The organism is Streptomyces filipinensis (assembly GCF_014649495.1).
In the GTDB taxonomy this organism is placed as follows: domain Bacteria; phylum Actinomycetota; class Actinomycetes; order Streptomycetales; family Streptomycetaceae; genus Streptomyces; species Streptomyces filipinensis.
Map to the genome: position 1 here is coordinate 611,471 of NZ_BMTD01000002.1, position 15,250 is coordinate 626,720.

12 protein-coding genes are annotated in these 15,250 nt (G+C 72.1%); 5 read left to right on the forward strand and 7 right to left on the reverse strand.

Annotation, left to right across the window (positions count from 1 at the left end; all coding sequences use genetic code 11):
* Positions 1 to 71 precede the first annotated feature (71 nt).
* Together IE244_RS07755 and IE244_RS07760 are read right to left on the reverse strand one after the other, a co-directional pair.
* Positions 72 to 2,123, reverse strand: a complete 2,052-nt coding sequence (locus IE244_RS07755; RefSeq protein ID WP_191871869.1) for a serine/threonine-protein kinase — start codon at positions 2,121 to 2,123, stop codon at positions 72 to 74.
* A gap of 263 nt (positions 2,124 to 2,386) precedes the next feature.
* Positions 2,387 to 4,096, reverse strand: coding sequence for a glycerol-3-phosphate dehydrogenase/oxidase (locus IE244_RS07760; RefSeq protein WP_191871871.1), 1,710 nt, complete (start codon positions 4,094 to 4,096; stop codon positions 2,387 to 2,389).
* Positions 4,097 to 4,375: 279 nt separating this feature from the next.
* Between IE244_RS07760 and IE244_RS07765 the strand changes: the two genes are divergently transcribed.
* Together IE244_RS07765 and IE244_RS07770 are read left to right on the forward strand one after the other, a co-directional pair.
* Positions 4,376 to 5,584 carry a nucleotide sugar dehydrogenase gene (locus IE244_RS07765; protein WP_191871881.1) on the forward strand — a complete coding sequence of 403 codons (1,209 nt, stop codon included), beginning with the start codon at positions 4,376 to 4,378 and terminating at the stop codon, positions 5,582 to 5,584.
* Between the two features lie 138 nt (positions 5,585 to 5,722).
* Entirely contained in the window at positions 5,723 to 6,277 is a 555-nt protein-coding gene (locus tag IE244_RS07770) for a hypothetical protein (protein WP_191871883.1), read from the forward strand.
* Between the two features lie 67 nt (positions 6,278 to 6,344).
* On the opposite strand, the gene IE244_RS07775 is transcribed toward IE244_RS07770, so the two are convergent.
* From IE244_RS07775 to IE244_RS07790, 4 genes are all read right to left on the reverse strand, one after another.
* Entirely contained in the window at positions 6,345 to 7,469 is a 1,125-nt protein-coding gene (locus tag IE244_RS07775) for a GuaB3 family IMP dehydrogenase-related protein (RefSeq protein WP_191871885.1), read from the reverse strand.
* Between the two features lie 137 nt (positions 7,470 to 7,606).
* Positions 7,607 to 9,115 carry an IMP dehydrogenase gene (gene guaB / locus IE244_RS07780; RefSeq protein WP_191871887.1) on the reverse strand — a complete coding sequence of 503 codons (1,509 nt, stop codon included), beginning with the start codon at positions 9,113 to 9,115 and terminating at the stop codon, positions 7,607 to 7,609.
* 173 nt (positions 9,116 to 9,288) lie between these two features.
* Positions 9,289 to 9,876 carry a sigma-70 family RNA polymerase sigma factor gene (locus IE244_RS07785; protein WP_030641278.1) on the reverse strand — a complete coding sequence of 196 codons (588 nt, stop codon included), beginning with the start codon at positions 9,874 to 9,876 and terminating at the stop codon, positions 9,289 to 9,291.
* A 1,425-nt stretch (positions 9,877 to 11,301) separates the two neighbouring features.
* A complete protein-coding gene (locus IE244_RS07790) occupies positions 11,302 to 11,913 on the reverse strand; it encodes a response regulator transcription factor (RefSeq protein WP_003948568.1) in 612 nt (203 codons plus the stop codon).
* Between the two features lie 380 nt (positions 11,914 to 12,293).
* Between IE244_RS07790 and IE244_RS07795 the strand changes: the two genes are divergently transcribed.
* Positions 12,294 to 12,623, forward strand: coding sequence for a WhiB family transcriptional regulator (locus IE244_RS07795; protein ID WP_191871889.1), 330 nt, complete (start codon positions 12,294 to 12,296; stop codon positions 12,621 to 12,623).
* A 104-nt stretch (positions 12,624 to 12,727) separates the two neighbouring features.
* On the opposite strand, the gene IE244_RS07800 is transcribed toward IE244_RS07795, so the two are convergent.
* On the reverse strand, positions 12,728 to 13,627 hold the full coding sequence (locus IE244_RS07800; protein WP_191871892.1) for a LysR family transcriptional regulator: 900 nt from the start codon (positions 13,625 to 13,627) through the stop codon (positions 12,728 to 12,730).
* A gap of 80 nt (positions 13,628 to 13,707) precedes the next feature.
* On the opposite strand from IE244_RS07800, the gene IE244_RS07805 reads away from it, so the two are divergent.
* Both IE244_RS07805 and IE244_RS07810 read left to right on the forward strand, forming a co-directional pair.
* Positions 13,708 to 14,376 (forward strand): MOSC domain-containing protein, encoded by a 669-nt coding sequence (locus IE244_RS07805; RefSeq protein WP_191871894.1) that lies wholly within the window; start codon positions 13,708 to 13,710, stop codon positions 14,374 to 14,376.
* A gap of 75 nt (positions 14,377 to 14,451) precedes the next feature.
* Positions 14,452 to 15,225: an SDR family NAD(P)-dependent oxidoreductase gene (locus IE244_RS07810; protein ID WP_191871896.1), complete on the forward strand. Its 774-nt coding sequence runs from the start codon at positions 14,452 to 14,454 to the stop codon at positions 15,223 to 15,225.
* Positions 15,226 to 15,250 lie beyond the last annotated feature (25 nt).

Sequence of the window (15,250 nt, forward strand, 5' to 3'; positions counted from 1 at the left end):
ACGATACGTGCCGGAGGCAACCCGCATTGAGTGGATGACGGATTCTCACGCCCCAAACCGGCGTCCGCCGTCTACGACTTGGGCGTGAAGGTCGTCGTCAGCGTCTTCCAGGTGTCCTTGCGCAGCGCGCTGTCCCACTTCGCGGACTTCGCGGTGTACATCAGTCCGTAACCGAGGTGGCCGTCGACCACGAACCCGCGGTCGATGGTGCGGTAGCCGGTGCCGCCGTCGACGTAGGTGAACTCCCAGTCGGCCGTGTTCCAGCCGCGGTAGTCCACCTTCTCGATGCGGATCCGGTGGTACTGGGAACGCTCCATGTAGCCTTCCTGGTTCTCCCAGTCCGCCACCGGGTCGTCCTTGGGGCTGCCGGTCCAGCCGATGAGCAGCTTCTGCCCGTCGGGACCGGTGTAACGGTCGCCCGCACCACCGGTGGACTGGTACGACCACCCCTTGGGCAGCCCGATCGAGTACCCCTGGCCGCCCTTGCGGGTCGACACCGCCGGCGCGCTCCCGCCGCCCCTGGAGCCGGACGTGCCGGAGGTGTCGCCGGTGGACGCGCTCGCGCCGACCGTGCGGGACGCGGCACCGGTGCCGGCCGCGGACGGGGCCGCCCCGTCCGTCCGTGTCCCGCCGGCCGTCGTCCTGCCGCCCTTGTCCTGCTTGGTGGACGCGCTGGCGCTGGCGGCCGCCTTGGCCGCGCCGCTCTTGCCGTCCTTGCCGTCGCCGCTGTTCAGCACGATGGTCAGGATGGTGCCGAGCACGGCGAGGACGATCACCACGGCGATGATCAGCAGTGTGCGCCTGGGCACCACGTCGGTCAGCGGCGCTCTCGGCACCGGTCGCGGCGGCAGGTCCAGGTCCGGCGGGGGCATCACGGGCCAGCCCGAACTCGGCTTGTTCGCGCTGGAGTTCGGCACACGGGCGGCACCCGAGGCCGGTCCGCCCGGCCGTCCGGCGGATCCGGCGCCGGACCGCGTGGAGGAGCCGGGCCGCGCCCCGCCGGAGGGCACCGGGCGCGCCCCACCGGCCGTGGCACCGCCCGCGCCCGCCGCTCCGCCGGCACCCGGCTCGCTCGTGTCGCCGCCGTTCTTCGTCCGCGCCGACGCCGCGGCGGTGGCCGCCGCCCCGGCCGCCTTGCGGACCGATCGCAGCGCGCCGCGCAGCTTGTCCGCCGCCTCCTCGCCGCGCCGGCCCTCGGACAGCCCGGGCTGTGCGGGCAGCGGAACCACCCGCGTGGCGTCCAGGGACTCCGGTTCGGGCGCGTGGAGCACCGTGTTGAGCAGGACCCGGGCGCCGGCGTCGTCGAGCCGCTGGGCCGGGTCCTTGGTGAGCAGGCCGTAGATGACGTCCTTGAGGGGGCCCGCGTTCTTGGGCTCCTCCACGGGCTCGGTCATCACCGCGGTGAGGGTGGCGATCGCCGACCCCTTGTCGTACGGGGGGACGCCCTCGACCGCGGCGTACAGCAGGCCGCCGAGCGACCACAGGTCGGCCGCCGGGCCCGGCTTGTGACCGCGGGCGCGCTCCGGGGAGATGTAGGACGGGGCGCCGACGAGCATGCCGGTGGAGGTGATGGACGGGTCACCCTCGACCTGCGCGATGCCGAAGTCGGTGAGCACGACCCGGCCGTCCTCGGCGATGAGCACGTTGGACGGCTTCACGTCGCGGTGCAGGATGCCCTCGCGGTGCGCGGCGCGCAGCACGTCGAGGACGGCGAGGCCCACTTCGGCGGCGCGCCTCGGCTCCAGCAGGCCGTCCTCGCGGATGACCTCGGCGAGGGACTTGCCCTCCACCAACTCCATGACGATCCAGGGCCGGTCGTCCTCGTCGACCACGTCGAAGACCGTCACCGCGCTGTTGTTGCGGATCCGGGCGATCGCCTTGGCCTCGCGCAGGGTGCGCGTGATCAGGCGCCGCTTCTCCTCCTCGTCGATGTTCGACGGGAACCGCAGCTCCTTGACGGCGACCGTCCGGCTCAGGGTCTCGTCCTCGGCACGCCAGACGGTGCCCATTCCGCCCCGGCCCAGTACGTCTCCCAGCCGGTACCGCCCGGCGAGTAGACGACGCCCGCTCTTGTCCTGACGAGTCTCCTGACGAGATGTTCCCGCCCGCTCCGCCTCCGACATGCGTCCCCTCATACAACCCGCCCTGACAGAGCCTCCATTGTCTCTCACTCGACAAGTGCTCAACGCCCAGGGCCCCTCGCCGCGGCGGGGCCAACGTGCCGGAAGCCGGGCGAAGTGCACGTTTCTCACGCGGGGATGACGACTGTTCGGCTGTCGGCGGCCCCGGCTGCCCGACGCGAGCGGAAGGTACGGCTCCGCTGTGCGCTCCCGTCATGACGGAGCGCCATGACGCCGGCCGGGGAACCGGGCGGGCGCGCGCCCGCTCAGCTGAGCGGCACGATGTCCGGTGCGCCGAGCCGCGCCGCGTCGGCCGTCTGGTCGTCGGGCTGGAGCTGGGACTCCCGCTCGGCCTCCACGCGCTTCTCGTAGTGCTCGACCTCGCGCTCGATCTGGTCCTTGTCCCAGCCGAGGACAGGCGCCATCAGCTCGGCCGCCTCGCGAGCGCTGCGGGTGCCCCGGTCGAAGGTCTCGATGGAGATGCGGGTGCGGCGGGTGAGGACGTCGTCCAGGTGCCGGGCGCCCTCGTGCGAGGCCGCGTACACCACCTCGGCGCGCAGATAGTCGTCGGCGGCGGACAGGGGCTCGCCCAGGGCGGCGTCGGCGGCGATGAGGTCCAGGACCTCCTCGGACATGGAGCCGTACCGGTTCAGCAGGTGCTCCACGCGGGCCACGTGCAGTCCGGTGCGGGCGGCGGTCCGTGCGCGCGCGTTCCACAGCGCATGGTAGCCCTCCGCGCCGAGCAGCGGGGTCTCCTCCGTCACACAGTCGGCGACCCGCATGTCCAGGCCGTGCACGGCCTCGTCGACGGCGTCCTTCGCCATCACCCGGTAGGTGGTGTACTTGCCGCCCGCCACGACCACGAGCCCGGGCGCCGGGTGAGCGACGGTGTGCTCGCGGGACAGCTTGCTGGTGGCGTCGGACTCCCCGGCGAGCAGCGGGCGCAGCCCGGCGTACACGCCCTGGACGTCGTCGCGCCCGAGCGGCACCGCGAGCACCGAGTTGACGTGTTCCAGCAGGTAGTCGATGTCGGCGCTGGACGCGGCCGGGTGGGCCTTGTCGAGGTCCCAGTCGGTGTCGGTGGTTCCGATGATCCAGTGCCGGCCCCAGGGGATGACGAACAGGACGGACTTCTCGGTGCGCAGGATCAGACCGCTGCTGGAGTGGATGCGGTCCTTGGGCACGACCAGGTGGATGCCCTTGGAGGCGCGGACGTGGAACTGGCCGCGCTCGCCCACCATGGCCTGCGTGTCGTCGGTCCACACGCCGGTCGCGTTGACGATCTGCTTGGCGCGGATCTCGTACTCCCCGCCGCCCTCCACGTCCTGCACCCGGGCGCCGACGACCCGCTCGCCCTCGCGCAGGAACCCGGTCACGCGCGCGCGGTTGGCCACCTTGGCGCCGTAGGACGCCGCCGTGCGCACCAGGGTGGCCACGAAGCGGGCGTCGTCCACCTGGGCGTCGTAGTACTGCAGGGCTCCGACCAGGGCGTCCTTCTTCAGGCAGGGGGCGACGCGCAGGGCGTGACGGTGGGACAGATGGCGGTGCATGGGCAGGCCCCGGCCGTGTCCGCGGGCCATGGACATCGCGTCGTACAGGGCCACGCCCGAGCCCGCGTACAGCCGCTCCCAGCCCTTGTGCTGCAGCGGATAGAGGAACGCCACCGGTTTGACCAGGTGCGGGGCGAGCCGCTCCAGGAGCAGTCCGCGCTCCTTCAGGGCCTCGCGGACGAGGGCGAAGTCGAGCATCTCCAGATAGCGCAGACCGCCGTGGATGAGTTTGCTGGACCGGCTGGAGGTCCCGGACGCCCAGTCGCGGGCCTCGACCAGACCGGTGGACAGACCGCGGGTCACGGCGTCCAGGGCGGTGCCCGCGCCGACGACCCCGGCGCCCGTCACCAGGACGTCCAGCTCGCGCTCCGCCATCGCCGCCAGTGCCTCTGCGCGCTGCGCCGGCCCCAGAGTCGCTGTCCTCACCGCTGCCTCCCGCTGTCGCACACTCGCTCGCGTCGGCCGCACCCGGCGGGCGAAGCCCGGTTCACCCCCTCCTCATGCCCAAATTCTGACCGCGTTGCCCGACTTCAGCCACCACGGACTCCCAACCTGTGGACAACTTGCACACAACCCTGAAAGACACACGGACACAATCAGACATAACGGTCATATATGTACCTAGTCTGACAGAGCACTCGCTCATCCTGTCGGCAGCGGTTGCGTACCTGTTCCGCTTCGGCTACTGGGAAGGACGGCCCACGCATGCCCTCAGACCTCGCCGTCATCGGACTCGGCCCCTACGGTTTGCCGCTCGCCCAGGCCGCCGTCGCCGCAGGCGTCGCCACCATCGGCTACGCGACCGGCCCCGAGGCGGGCTCGCTCAGCGCGGCCGAACTGCGCCGGATGCACGCGGCGGGCTTCCGGCCGGGCACCGACCCGGCCCAGCTCGGCCGGGTGCGCACGGCGGTGATCTGCGCGTCGACCCCGCGCGGCGCCGACGGCGGGCTCGACCTCGGCCAGGTCGAGGCGTCCGCCCGCACCCTCGCCGAACGGCTCCGCCCGCACACCACGGTCATCCTGGAGTCACCCGTGCTGCCCGGCACGACGGAGGAGTTCCTGCGGCCCCTGCTGGAGAAGGGCTCCGGGCTGCGCGCCGGCCGCGACTTCCACCTCGCCTACTCCCCCAGCCGGATCGACCCCGGCAACCGCGACCACACCCCCGCCAACATCCCCAAGGTCATCGGCGGCCTCACCCCCGCCTGCACCGAGTCGGCCGCCGCCTTCTACGGCCGGCTCACCGACAAGGTGGTACGCGCGCGTGGTCTGCGCGAGGCCGAGACGGTGCAGCTGCTGGAGACCAATTTCCGGCACGTCAACATCGCGCTGGTCAACGAGATGGCCGTGCTCTGCCACGAGCTGGGCGTCGACCTGTGGGACGTGATCCGCTGCGCGGAGACCAAGCCGTTCGGCTTCCATGCCTTCCGGCCCGGACCCGGCGTCGGCGGACACGGCGTCCCGCAGGACCTCACCGGCCACGCCACCCGCACCCTGCGCATGGTGGAACTGGCCCAGCAGGTCAACAGCCGGATGCCGCGGTACGTCGTCCAGCGCGCGGCGGCCCTTCTCAACGAGCACGGCAAGTCCGCCCGGGGCGCGCGCGTACTGCTGCTCGGCGTGACCTACAAGCCCGACCTCGCCGACCTGCAGGGCACACCCACCCAGGAGATCGCGGCCCGGCTGATGGAGCTGGGCGCCTCCGTGAGCTTCCACGACCCGCACGTGGCCTCCTGGAACGTCCTGGACCGCCCGGTCCCGCGCGCGGACGCGCTCTACGAGGCCGCCGCCGACGCCGACCTGACCATCCTGCTCCAGCACCACCGGACCTACGACCTGCAGGGGCTGTCCGTGAAGGCCCAGCTGCTGCTGGACACGCGCGGCGCCACGCCCACCGGGGCGGCGCACCGGCTCTGAGCCCGGTCACGAACGGAAAACGGCCGGGGGCCCTGTCGTCCCCGGCTGTTAGTCTCCCCCGGACCCGCCGCACACGGATGCGCGGGCCTCTTCCGTTTCCGTGATCCAGTCGTGCTCCACCTCGGGGGGATTTCTGTCATGAGCCAGTCAGCGCCGCCGCCTCAGCCGCCGCAGTCCGGTCCGCTGGGCGCCAACCCGTACGCCCAGCAGGCCCCGGCCCCCGTCCCGGGAGCGCCGTACCCGCCGCAGCCGGGCGCCTTCGCCGCGCCGCCGGCGCCGCCCGCCCCGGTCCGGAGCAACCTGGTCCTGGGCCTGGTCGCCGCCCTCGTCGCCGCCGTGGTCGCCGGTGCGCTCTACGGCGTCATCGCCGGCGCCACCAAGCACGAGATCGGCTACGCGGCCGTCGGCGTCGGCTTCGTCATCGGCCTCGCGGCCGGCAAGGCGGGCGGCCGCAACCCGGCCCTGCCCGTCCTGAGCGCCGTCCTCGCGCTCGGCGCGGTCTACCTCGGCCAGCTGGTCGGCGACGCGATCATCATCGCCAACCACTTCGACGTCAGCTTCAACGAGATCTTCTTCAAGCACTTCAGCGGCGTCCAGGAGGTCTGGAAGAAGGACTCCGACCCGCTGACCTTCCTGTTCCTGGCCATCGGCGCGGCAGCCGCGTTCTCGGGCTCCAGGAAGGCCGCCCAGTAGACCCGCGCCCGCACAAGAAAGGGCCCGCCCACCGCTGACGGTGGCCGGGCCCTTCGCGTCGCACGGGTCAGCGGCGGTGCTGGCTGTCCGCGACCGTCACCTCGACCCGCTGGAACTCCTTCAGCTCGCTGTAGCCGGTGGTGGCCATGGCGCGGCGCAGGGCGCCGAAGAAGTTCATCGAACCGTCGGGGGTGTGGGACGGGCCGGTGAGGATCTCCTCGATGGTGCCGACCGTGCCGAGGTCGACCTTCTTGCCGCGGGGCAGCTCCTCGTTGACCGCCTCCATGCCCCAGTGGTGGCCCTTGCCCGGCGCGTCCGTGGCGCGCGCCAGCGGGGAGCCCATCATCACCGCGTCCGCGCCGCAGGCGATCGCCTTGGGCAGGTCGCCGGACCAGCCCACGCCACCGTCCGCGATCACGTGCACATACCGCCCGCCGGACTCGTCCATGTAGTCACGGCGAGCCGCGGCCACGTCGGCGACGGCCGTCGCCATCGGCACCTGGATGCCCAGCACGTTGCGCGTGGTGTGGGCGGCGCCGCCGCCGAAGCCGACCAGGACACCGGCCGCGCCGGTCCGCATCAGGTGCAGGGCCGCGGTGTAGGTGGCGCAGCCGCCGACGATCACCGGGACGTCCAGCTCGTAGATGAACTGCTTCAGGTTCAGCGGCTCGTGCGCGGACGAGACGTGCTCCGCCGAGACCGTCGTACCGCGGATGACGAAGATGTCCACACCCGCGTCCACGACCGCCTTGGAGAACTGCGCGGTGCGCTGCGGGGAGAGCGCGGCGGCCGTGACCACGCCGGAGTCGCGCACCTCCTTGATGCGCGCGCCGATCAGCTCCTCCTTGATGGGGGCGGAGTAGATCTCCTGGAGGCGCCGGGTCGCCTGCTCGGCCGGCAGCCCGGCGATCTCGTCCAGCAGCGGCTGCGGGTCCTCGTGCCGGGTCCACAGGCCTTCGAGGTTGAGCACGCCGAGGCCGCCCAGCTCGCCGATGCGGATCGCGGTGGCCGGGGAGACGACCGAGTCCATGGGGGCGGCGAGGAAGGGCAGCTCGAAGCGGTAGGCGTCGATCTGCCAGGCGATCGAGACCTCCTTCGGGTCCCGCGTACGGCGGCTGGGGACGACGGCGATGTCGTCGAAGGCGTACGCCCGGCGGCCGCGCTTGCCGCGCCCGATCTCGATCTCAGTCACGTCTGTGGCCTTTCCCTATGCGTTGCAGCGCCTTCCAGTATCGCCGACGCCCGCGGCAGAAGCCCTCCGCAGGTACGGCAACGGCGGCCCCGGATGCTCCGGGACCGCCGTTGCGGAAGCTCACGCGCGCGTGGGCGTCACTTCTTGCTGCTGTAGTTGGGCGCCTCGACCGTCATCTGGATGTCGTGCGGGTGGCTCTCCTTCAGACCCGCCGAGGTGATCCGCACGAAGCGGCCGTTGGCCTGAAGGTCCGGGACCGTCCTGCCGCCGACGTAGAACATCGACTGGCGCAGGCCGCCGACCAGCTGGTGGACCACGGAGGACAGCGGGCCGCGGTAGGGCACCTGGCCCTCGATGCCCTCGGGGATCAGCTGCTCGTCGGAGGCGACACCCTCCTGGAAGTAGCGGTCCTTGGAGAACGACCTGCGGTCGCCGCGGGTCTGCATGGCGCCCAGCGAGCCCATGCCGCGGTACGACTTGAACTGCTTGCCGTTGATGAACAGCAGCTCGCCCGGGGACTCCTCGCAGCCCGCGAGCAGCGAGCCGAGCATCACCGTGTCGGCGCCCGCGACCAGGGCCTTGGCGATGTCGCCGGAGTACTGCAGACCGCCGTCGCCGATCACCGGGACACCGGCGTCCTTGGCGGCGAGCGCGGCCTCGTAGATCGCGGTGACCTGCGGGACGCCGACGCCGGCTACCACACGGGTGGTGCAGATGGAGCCCGGTCCGACCCCGACCTTGATGCCGTCGGCACCCGCGTCGACCAGGGCCTGGGCGCCGTCGCGCGTGGCGACGTTGCCGCCGATGACGTCGACGCCGGCGGAGTTCGACTTGATCTTGGCGATCATGTCCCCGACCAGGCGGGAGTGGCCGTGCGCGGTGTCCACGACGATGAAGTCGACACCGGCCTCGATCAGGGCCTGGGCGCGCTCGAAGGCGTCACCGGCCACGCCGACCGCCGCGCCGACCAGGAGACGGCCGTCCGCGTCCTTGGCGGCGTTCGGGTACTTCTCGGCCTTGACGAAGTCCTTGACGGTGATCAGGCCCTTGAGGACACCCTCGCCGTCGACCAGCGGCAGCTTCTCGATCTTGTGCTTGCGCAGCAGCTCCATGGCCTCCGGGCCGGAGATGCCGACCTTGCCGGTGACCAGCGGCATCGGGGTCATGACCTCGTGCACGCGGCGGCTGCGGTCGCTCTCGAAGGCCATGTCACGGTTGGTGACGATGCCCAGGAGCTTCTTGTCGCCGTCGGTCACCGGGACGCCGCTGATGCGGAACTTGGCGCACAGCGCGTCGGCCTCGGCGAGCGTGGCCTCCGGGTGGATGGTGATGGGGTCGGTCACCATGCCGGACTCGGAGCGCTTCACCAGGTCGACCTGGTTGGCCTGGTCCTCGATGGACAGGTTGCGGTGCAGCACGCCGACGCCGCCCTGGCGGGCCATCGCGATCGCCATGCGCGACTCGGTGACCTTGTCCATCGCGGCGGACAGCAGCGGGATGTTGACCCGCACGTTCTTGGAGACGTACGAGGCGGTGTCGATGTCGTCGGGCGCCATGTCCGACGAGCCCGGCAGCAGCAGCACGTCGTCGTAGGTCAGCCCGAGTGTCGCGAATTTACCGGGCACTCCGTCGACGTTGGCAGTCATGACACCTTCCCCAAATGGCCTTGATCGGTGCGGATGTCCATGCTAACGGGAAGCATCGCTAGCAAATTCCACGGTAAGGGCTCACTTCAGGCTTCGTATGTTCGTACGGAAACGGAAGCGAGCGTGTTCAACAGGATCCGCGAGCGGACGACAGGGGCCGCGCCCCAAGGGTGTTACTGCTCGGCGAGCGCCCGGAGCCGGCTCAGTGCCCTGTGCTGGGCGACCCGGACCGCGCCGGGTGACATTCCCAACATCTGCCCCGTCTCCTCCGCGGTCAAGCCCACGGCGATGCGCAGCAGCAGCAGTTCGCGCTGGTTCTCCGGGAGGTTGGCCAGCAGCTTCTTGGCCCACTCGGCGTCGCTGCTGAGCAGGGCGCGCTCCTCGGGGCCGAGGGAGTCGTCGGGGCGTTCCGGCATCTCGTCGGAGGGCACCGCCGTGGAGCCCGGGTGGCGCATGGCGGCGCGCTGGAGGTCGGCGACCTTGTGGGAGGCGATGGCGAAGACGAACGCCTCGAAGGGGCGGCCGGTGTCCCGGTAGCGGGGCAGCGCGAGCAGGACCGCGACACAGACCTCCTGGGCCAGGTCCTCGACGAAGTGACGCGCGTCGCCGGGCAGCCGGGACAGCCGGGTACGGCAGTAGCGCAGCGCCAGCGGGTGGACATGAGCGAGCAGATCGTGCGTGGCCTGCTCGTCCCCGTCGACGGCGCGATGCACGAGCGCACCGATCGCCCCGTGGGCCGTGCCCGCCTCGTCGTCGCGCATCGGTCCATGGTGCCTTGCGGCCGTCCGGTCCGTCGCATCGTGCTCGTGGTTGTGCACCGAAGCGTTATGAGCAAGTGCGCCGGCACTCATCCCCTGCGCCCTCCCCTTCACCTCGACCGACTCGTCCCCGAGAGACTCCACATCTCAAGGATGCGGCATCCGCGCCGAAACGAGCAGCGCGCGTTCGGTGGGCCGCCTTGCGCCGCGCCCTCCGAAGCGTCCGACGGAGTCGCACGCCGGGGCCGCGGACAGCCCGGCCCGGTGCGCCGCGTTCCTCGTCCAGCGGTGCCGACCACGGGTGTTCCCACAGTGGATCTCCGTGCCCGGGTACGGCCGGCCACCCGTCCGGCGACCTGCCCCCCACCTCCCCGGGTGTGACCGGGTCCACCCGCCGAAGGCCCCTCACGGCCGCCTCCACGGGCAACCGGGGCGGCCCTGAGGGCACGGCGGTACGACGCCGGAGCCGAGGACGCCACGGCCGGACACCCGGCATGCGCGCCCGCTCCGGAGCCGGCGCCCCGCACGGCCACGCACGCGCGCGTGCCCGCCGGTGCGGCTTTCGACACCGGAAGCACCCCGCTCCCGCGCACGGCCGAGGCACGCCCCGCCGGAGCGCGACCCCGGCGGCACCCGCGGCGGCGCCGGGAGCCCGGAATGCATCGGCGCGTGCGCCATGGCCCGGTTCGAGTCGTCACACGACCCGAACAGCCCAACGAGACCCACTGCCCCGCCCACCCCCAGACCCCGCCGCCCCGCGACCACCCAAGCCACCACCGGACCCGCGGCCCTGGAAGCCACCACGGGACACGGAACCCACGAGGTCGCCCCGAGACGCGGCACCCCCGAGGCCCCCGCGAGACGCGGACCCGAGGCCACCACACGACCCGCGACCACCCGGGCCCCCACGAGACGGGGGACCACCGCAGGCACCACACGGCCCAGGACCACCGAAGCCTCCCCAAGACGGGAGGCCACCCGGGGCGCCACAAGGCCCAGGACCACCCAAGCCCCCGCAGGACACGGAACCACCGAAGCCGCCCCAGAACACGGGAGCCCCGAGGCCACCACACGGCCCGGGACCACCCAAGCTCCCGCAAGACGGGAGACCGCCGCGGGCGCCACACGGCCCGGGCCGGCCGAAGCCGCCATGAGCTGCGGGGCCACCGAAGCCACCCCAGGCCGCAGGACCGTCGAAGCCGCCCCAAGTCGCGGAGCCGGCGGTGTCGGCGGTGTCAGCGTCCGGGCCGGGTGCGCGGAGCGCGGCAGTTCACCCGGGTGCCGTGAGGCTCCTGTCAGGTGCGCTTCCCGAGGTTCCCGCGCCGATGGGGCGCCCCACTGCTGCCAGGGGAGGCGGATACGCGTCCGGCTCCGGGAGTGACGCCCGGGGGCGGCCGGCCCCGCCTGCCCCGCAGGGCTGGGCACTGCCTACCGGACCAGTCCCCAGCGGAAGCCGAGCGCCACGGCGTGGGCCCGGTCCGAGGCGCCGAGCTTCTTGAACAGGCGCCGCGCGTGCGTCTTGACGGTGTCCTCGGAGAGGAACAGCTCGCGGCCGATCTCGGCGTTGGAGCGGCCGTGGCTCATGCCCTCCAGGACCTGGATCTCACGCGCGGTGAGCGTCGGCGCGGCACCCATCTCGGCCGACCGCAGGCGGCGCGGGGCGAGCCGCCAGGTGGGGTCGGCCAGTGCCTGCGTGACCGTGGCCCGCAGCTCCGCGCGCGAGGCGTCCTTGTGCAGGTAGCCCCGGGCGCCGGCGGCGACCGCGAGGGCCACGCCGTCGAGGTCCTCGGCGACGGTGAGCATGATGATGCGCGCGCCGGGGTCGGCGGACAACAGCCGGCGCACCGTTTCCACGCCGCCCAGGCCGGGCATGCGCACGTCCATCAGAATGAGGTCGGAGCGGTCGGCGCCCCAGCGGCGGAGGACTTCCTCGCCGTTGGCCGCCGTCGTCACGCGCTCGACGCCGGGCACGGTCGCGACCGCGCGGCGGAGCGCTTCTCGGGCAAGCGGGGAGTCGTCGCAGACGAGGACGGATGTCATGACCGCCCTCCGCAGCTGATGCGCGTCACCTTGAGCCTCCAGGCTGGTACGGAATCGTCACCTGTGCGGTCGACCGTCTCGGACGCCTGCCCGAGCTCTTGTGTTTTCAACCGCCTCCGCACTCTCAACGACGGTCACTCGAAAGAGTTACGGGGCTGCGTGCCGTCTTCGGCACTCTACGTGAGGGCCTCGACACGGCGCAGACACGGACGACAGACCCTCAACTTTTCATCACAACTATGCCCCATTTGGCCGCTTTTCTTCCCGTTTCGGGATGTCCGAGGCTAGATTCGCAATGAGTCATATTTTCATCTCCTTAGACCGGAGATGTACGGTCGTTGGCACCGTATCCGCTCAGAACGGCTACAAGGGGTCACGTAATGGCAGATTTCTCCCGCCTTCCCGGACCGAACGCGGACCTGTGGGACTGGCAGCTGCTGGCTGCCTGCCGCGGCGTGGACAGCTCGCTCTTCTTCCACCCGGAGGGCGAGCGCGGGGCGGCTCGGAGCGCTCGCGAGAACTCGGCCAAGGAAGTCTGCATGAGGTGCCCTGTCCGCGCGGAGTGCGCGGCGCACGCGCTGGCGGTACGCGAGCCGTACGGCGTGTGGGGCGGCCTGACCGAGGATGAGCGTGAGGAGTTGATGGGGCGCGCGCGCAACCGCCTGGTGACGGCCTCGGCCGTCGGCGCGGACACAGCCCCGAACCACTGAAGGAACGTTTCTGCACCCACAGCCCCCCGGGTGCGCTCTTTCCCCTCCCCCCAGGGCACGCCGCGTGCGTGCCCTTGATCCGCCGCACCCCTCCCCCGCGACGGCTAGCCGCGCCCGGCCGCCCGGGCCAGCTGTTCCAGCGTCGCCGCCACGGCCGGCACCTGTGCCAGGTCGGGCAGGGTGAGGGCGACGATCTCGCGCCGTACCGCCGGTTCCAGCCGCACCATGCGCACACCCCGCGGCCGTACCGACTCCACCGCCAGCTGGGGCAGTACGGCCACCCCCAGGCCGGCGCCGACCAGGCCGACCACCGCGGGGTAGTCGTCCGTGGCGAAGTCGATGCGCGGAACGAAACCGGCTCCCTCGCAGACCTCGACCAGCTGGCCGCGGCAGCGCGGGCAGCCCGCGATCCAGGGCTCCTCGGCCAGCTCGCCGATGGCAAGGGACTCCGCGCGCGCCAGGCGGTGCCGCTCCGGGACCAGGGCGACCAGGCGGTCGGTCAGCAGGGGCCGTACGACCAGGTCGTCCCAGTCCTCGGCGACCGCCGCCCCCTCGTAGCGGAAGGCCAGGGTGAGGTCGCATTCGCCCTCGCGCAGCAGCTCGGCGGACTTCGGGGGCTCGGCCTCCTCCAGGGAGACGCGGGTACCGGGGTGGGCGGCGCGCAGGGCGGCCAGGGCGGCGGGCACGAGGGTGGACGTACCGCTCGGGAAGGAGACCAGCCGGACCCGGCCGGCCCGCAGGCCCGCGATGGCGGCGACCTCCTCCTCGGCCGCGGTGAGCCCGGCGAGAATGCCGGAGGCGTGCCTGACCAGGGCTTCTCCGGCCTGGGTCAGCCGCATCTCGCGGCCGTTGCGCACCAGCAGCGGGGTGCCGACCGAAGCCTCCAGGGCTTTCATCTGCTGGCTGACGGCGGGCTGGGTGCAGCCCAGTTCGCGCCCCGCCGCGGAGAAGGAACCAGTGGTGGCGACGGCGCGCAGGACGCGGAGATGACGGGCCTCGATCACCCTTCGAGCATAAGGCTTTCTTGGGGATGGTGCGAGATATCGATTCGACGCTTTGAGATGTGGTCCCGTACCGTCGGGGCATGAGGGTTCTCACGGTCAATCTGGGCCGCCCACGGCCGGTGCCGTACACCGACCAGCCGCAGGGTGTGACGGGCATCGACAAGAAGCCGGTCGACGGGCCGGTGCGGGTGACGGCGCCGGGCCCCAAGGGCGTCGGCGGAAGCGGCCTGGCCGGGGACGCGGTGTGCGAGCTGCGCCATCACGGCGGGGACGACCAGGCGGTGTACGCCTACGCCCGCGAGGACCTCGACGACTGGGAGCACGCGCTCGACCGGTCGCTGCCCAACGGCTGCTTCGGGGAGAACCTGACGACGCACGGGCTGGACGTCTCCGGGGCGCTGATCGGCGAGCGCTGGCGGATCGGCGCCGCACTGGTCCTGGAGGTGACCTCCGGCCGGATCCCGTGCCGCACGTTCCAGGGCCATCTGGGCGAGCGCGGCTGGGTCAAGAGGTTCACACAGAAGGGCGCAACGGGTGCCTACCTCCGGGTGATCGAACCGGGCGAGATACAGGCCGGCGACCCCGTGGAGATCGTGCACCGGCCGGACCACGGGGTGACGGCGGCGCTGCAGTTCCGCGCGGTCACCACCGAGCGGGAACTGCTGCCGCGGCTGCTCGCGGCGGGCGAGGCGCTGCACGCGGAGACGCTGGCCGCGGTGCGCAAGTACACGGCGCAGCGGCAGGGCTGAGGGACCGTCGGCCGGGGCGCCACCCGGGCCCGACGGCCGGCGGACGCGCTCGCTCCGGGTCACTACCCTTGGGCCATGACAACGGCTCTGATTACGGGATCGACCGCGGGGATCGGCGCCGCGTTCACGCGGCGCCTGGCGGCTGACGGACACGACCTCGTGCTGGTGGCACGGGACACCAAACGGCTGCGCGAACAGGCGACCGAACTGCACGACCGGCACGGCATCGAGGTGGAGGTGCTGACCGCCGACCTGTCCGAGGACAAGGGCATCGAGGCGGTCGCCGACCGTCTCGGCGACCGGAAGAACCCGGTCGACCTGCTGGTCAACAACGCGGGCTTCGGCAACAAGGGCCGCTATCTGGAGGTGTCCATGGCCGACGAGCTGCGGATGCTGAAGGTGCACTGCGAGGCGGTGCTCCGGCTGACGTCGGCGGCGGCCGAGGCGATGCGCGAGCGCGGGCGGGGCGGGATCGTCAACGTCGCCTCCGTGGCCGCCTTCGTGCCGCGCGGCACCTACGGCGCCTCCAAGGCGTGGGTCGTGCAGTTCACGCAGGGCGCGGCCAAGGACCTGGCCGGCAGCGGCGTACGCCTGATGGCCCTGTGCCCCGGCTTCGTGCGCACCGAGTTCCACGAGCGGGCCGGAATGGGCACGGACAACATCCCGGGCTGGATGTGGCTGGACGCCGACAAACTGGTCGCGGCGGCCCTGGCCGACCTGGCGCGCGGCAAGTCGCTGTCGATCCCCGACCCGCGCTACAAGGCGCTGATGGGGCTGGTGAAGGTGACCCCGCGCGGGCTGATGGGCGGGATCTCCTCCCGGACGGGACGCAAGTACGGGCCCCGTTAGCGGACGGGTGGCGTTGCCGTACCGG

Coding starts and splice junctions, on each gene's coding strand:
- IE244_RS07755 (WP_191871869.1), bottom strand. CDS start 2,123: ATGTCGGAGGCGGAGCGGGCGGGAACATCTCGTCAGGAGACTCGTCAG.
- IE244_RS07765 (WP_191871881.1), top strand. CDS start 4,376: ATGCCCTCAGACCTCGCCGTCATCGGACTCGGCCCCTACGGTTTGCCG.
- IE244_RS07770 (WP_191871883.1), top strand. CDS start 5,723: ATGAGCCAGTCAGCGCCGCCGCCTCAGCCGCCGCAGTCCGGTCCGCTG.
- guaB (WP_191871887.1), bottom strand. CDS start 9,115: ATGACTGCCAACGTCGACGGAGTGCCCGGTAAATTCGCGACACTCGGG.
- IE244_RS07785 (WP_030641278.1), bottom strand. CDS start 9,876: ATGCGCGACGACGAGGCGGGCACGGCCCACGGGGCGATCGGTGCGCTC.
- IE244_RS07790 (WP_003948568.1), bottom strand. CDS start 11,913: ATGACATCCGTCCTCGTCTGCGACGACTCCCCGCTTGCCCGAGAAGCG.
- IE244_RS07795 (WP_191871889.1), top strand. CDS start 12,294: ATGGCAGATTTCTCCCGCCTTCCCGGACCGAACGCGGACCTGTGGGAC.
- IE244_RS07805 (WP_191871894.1), top strand. CDS start 13,708: ATGAGGGTTCTCACGGTCAATCTGGGCCGCCCACGGCCGGTGCCGTAC.
- IE244_RS07810 (WP_191871896.1), top strand. CDS start 14,452: ATGACAACGGCTCTGATTACGGGATCGACCGCGGGGATCGGCGCCGCG.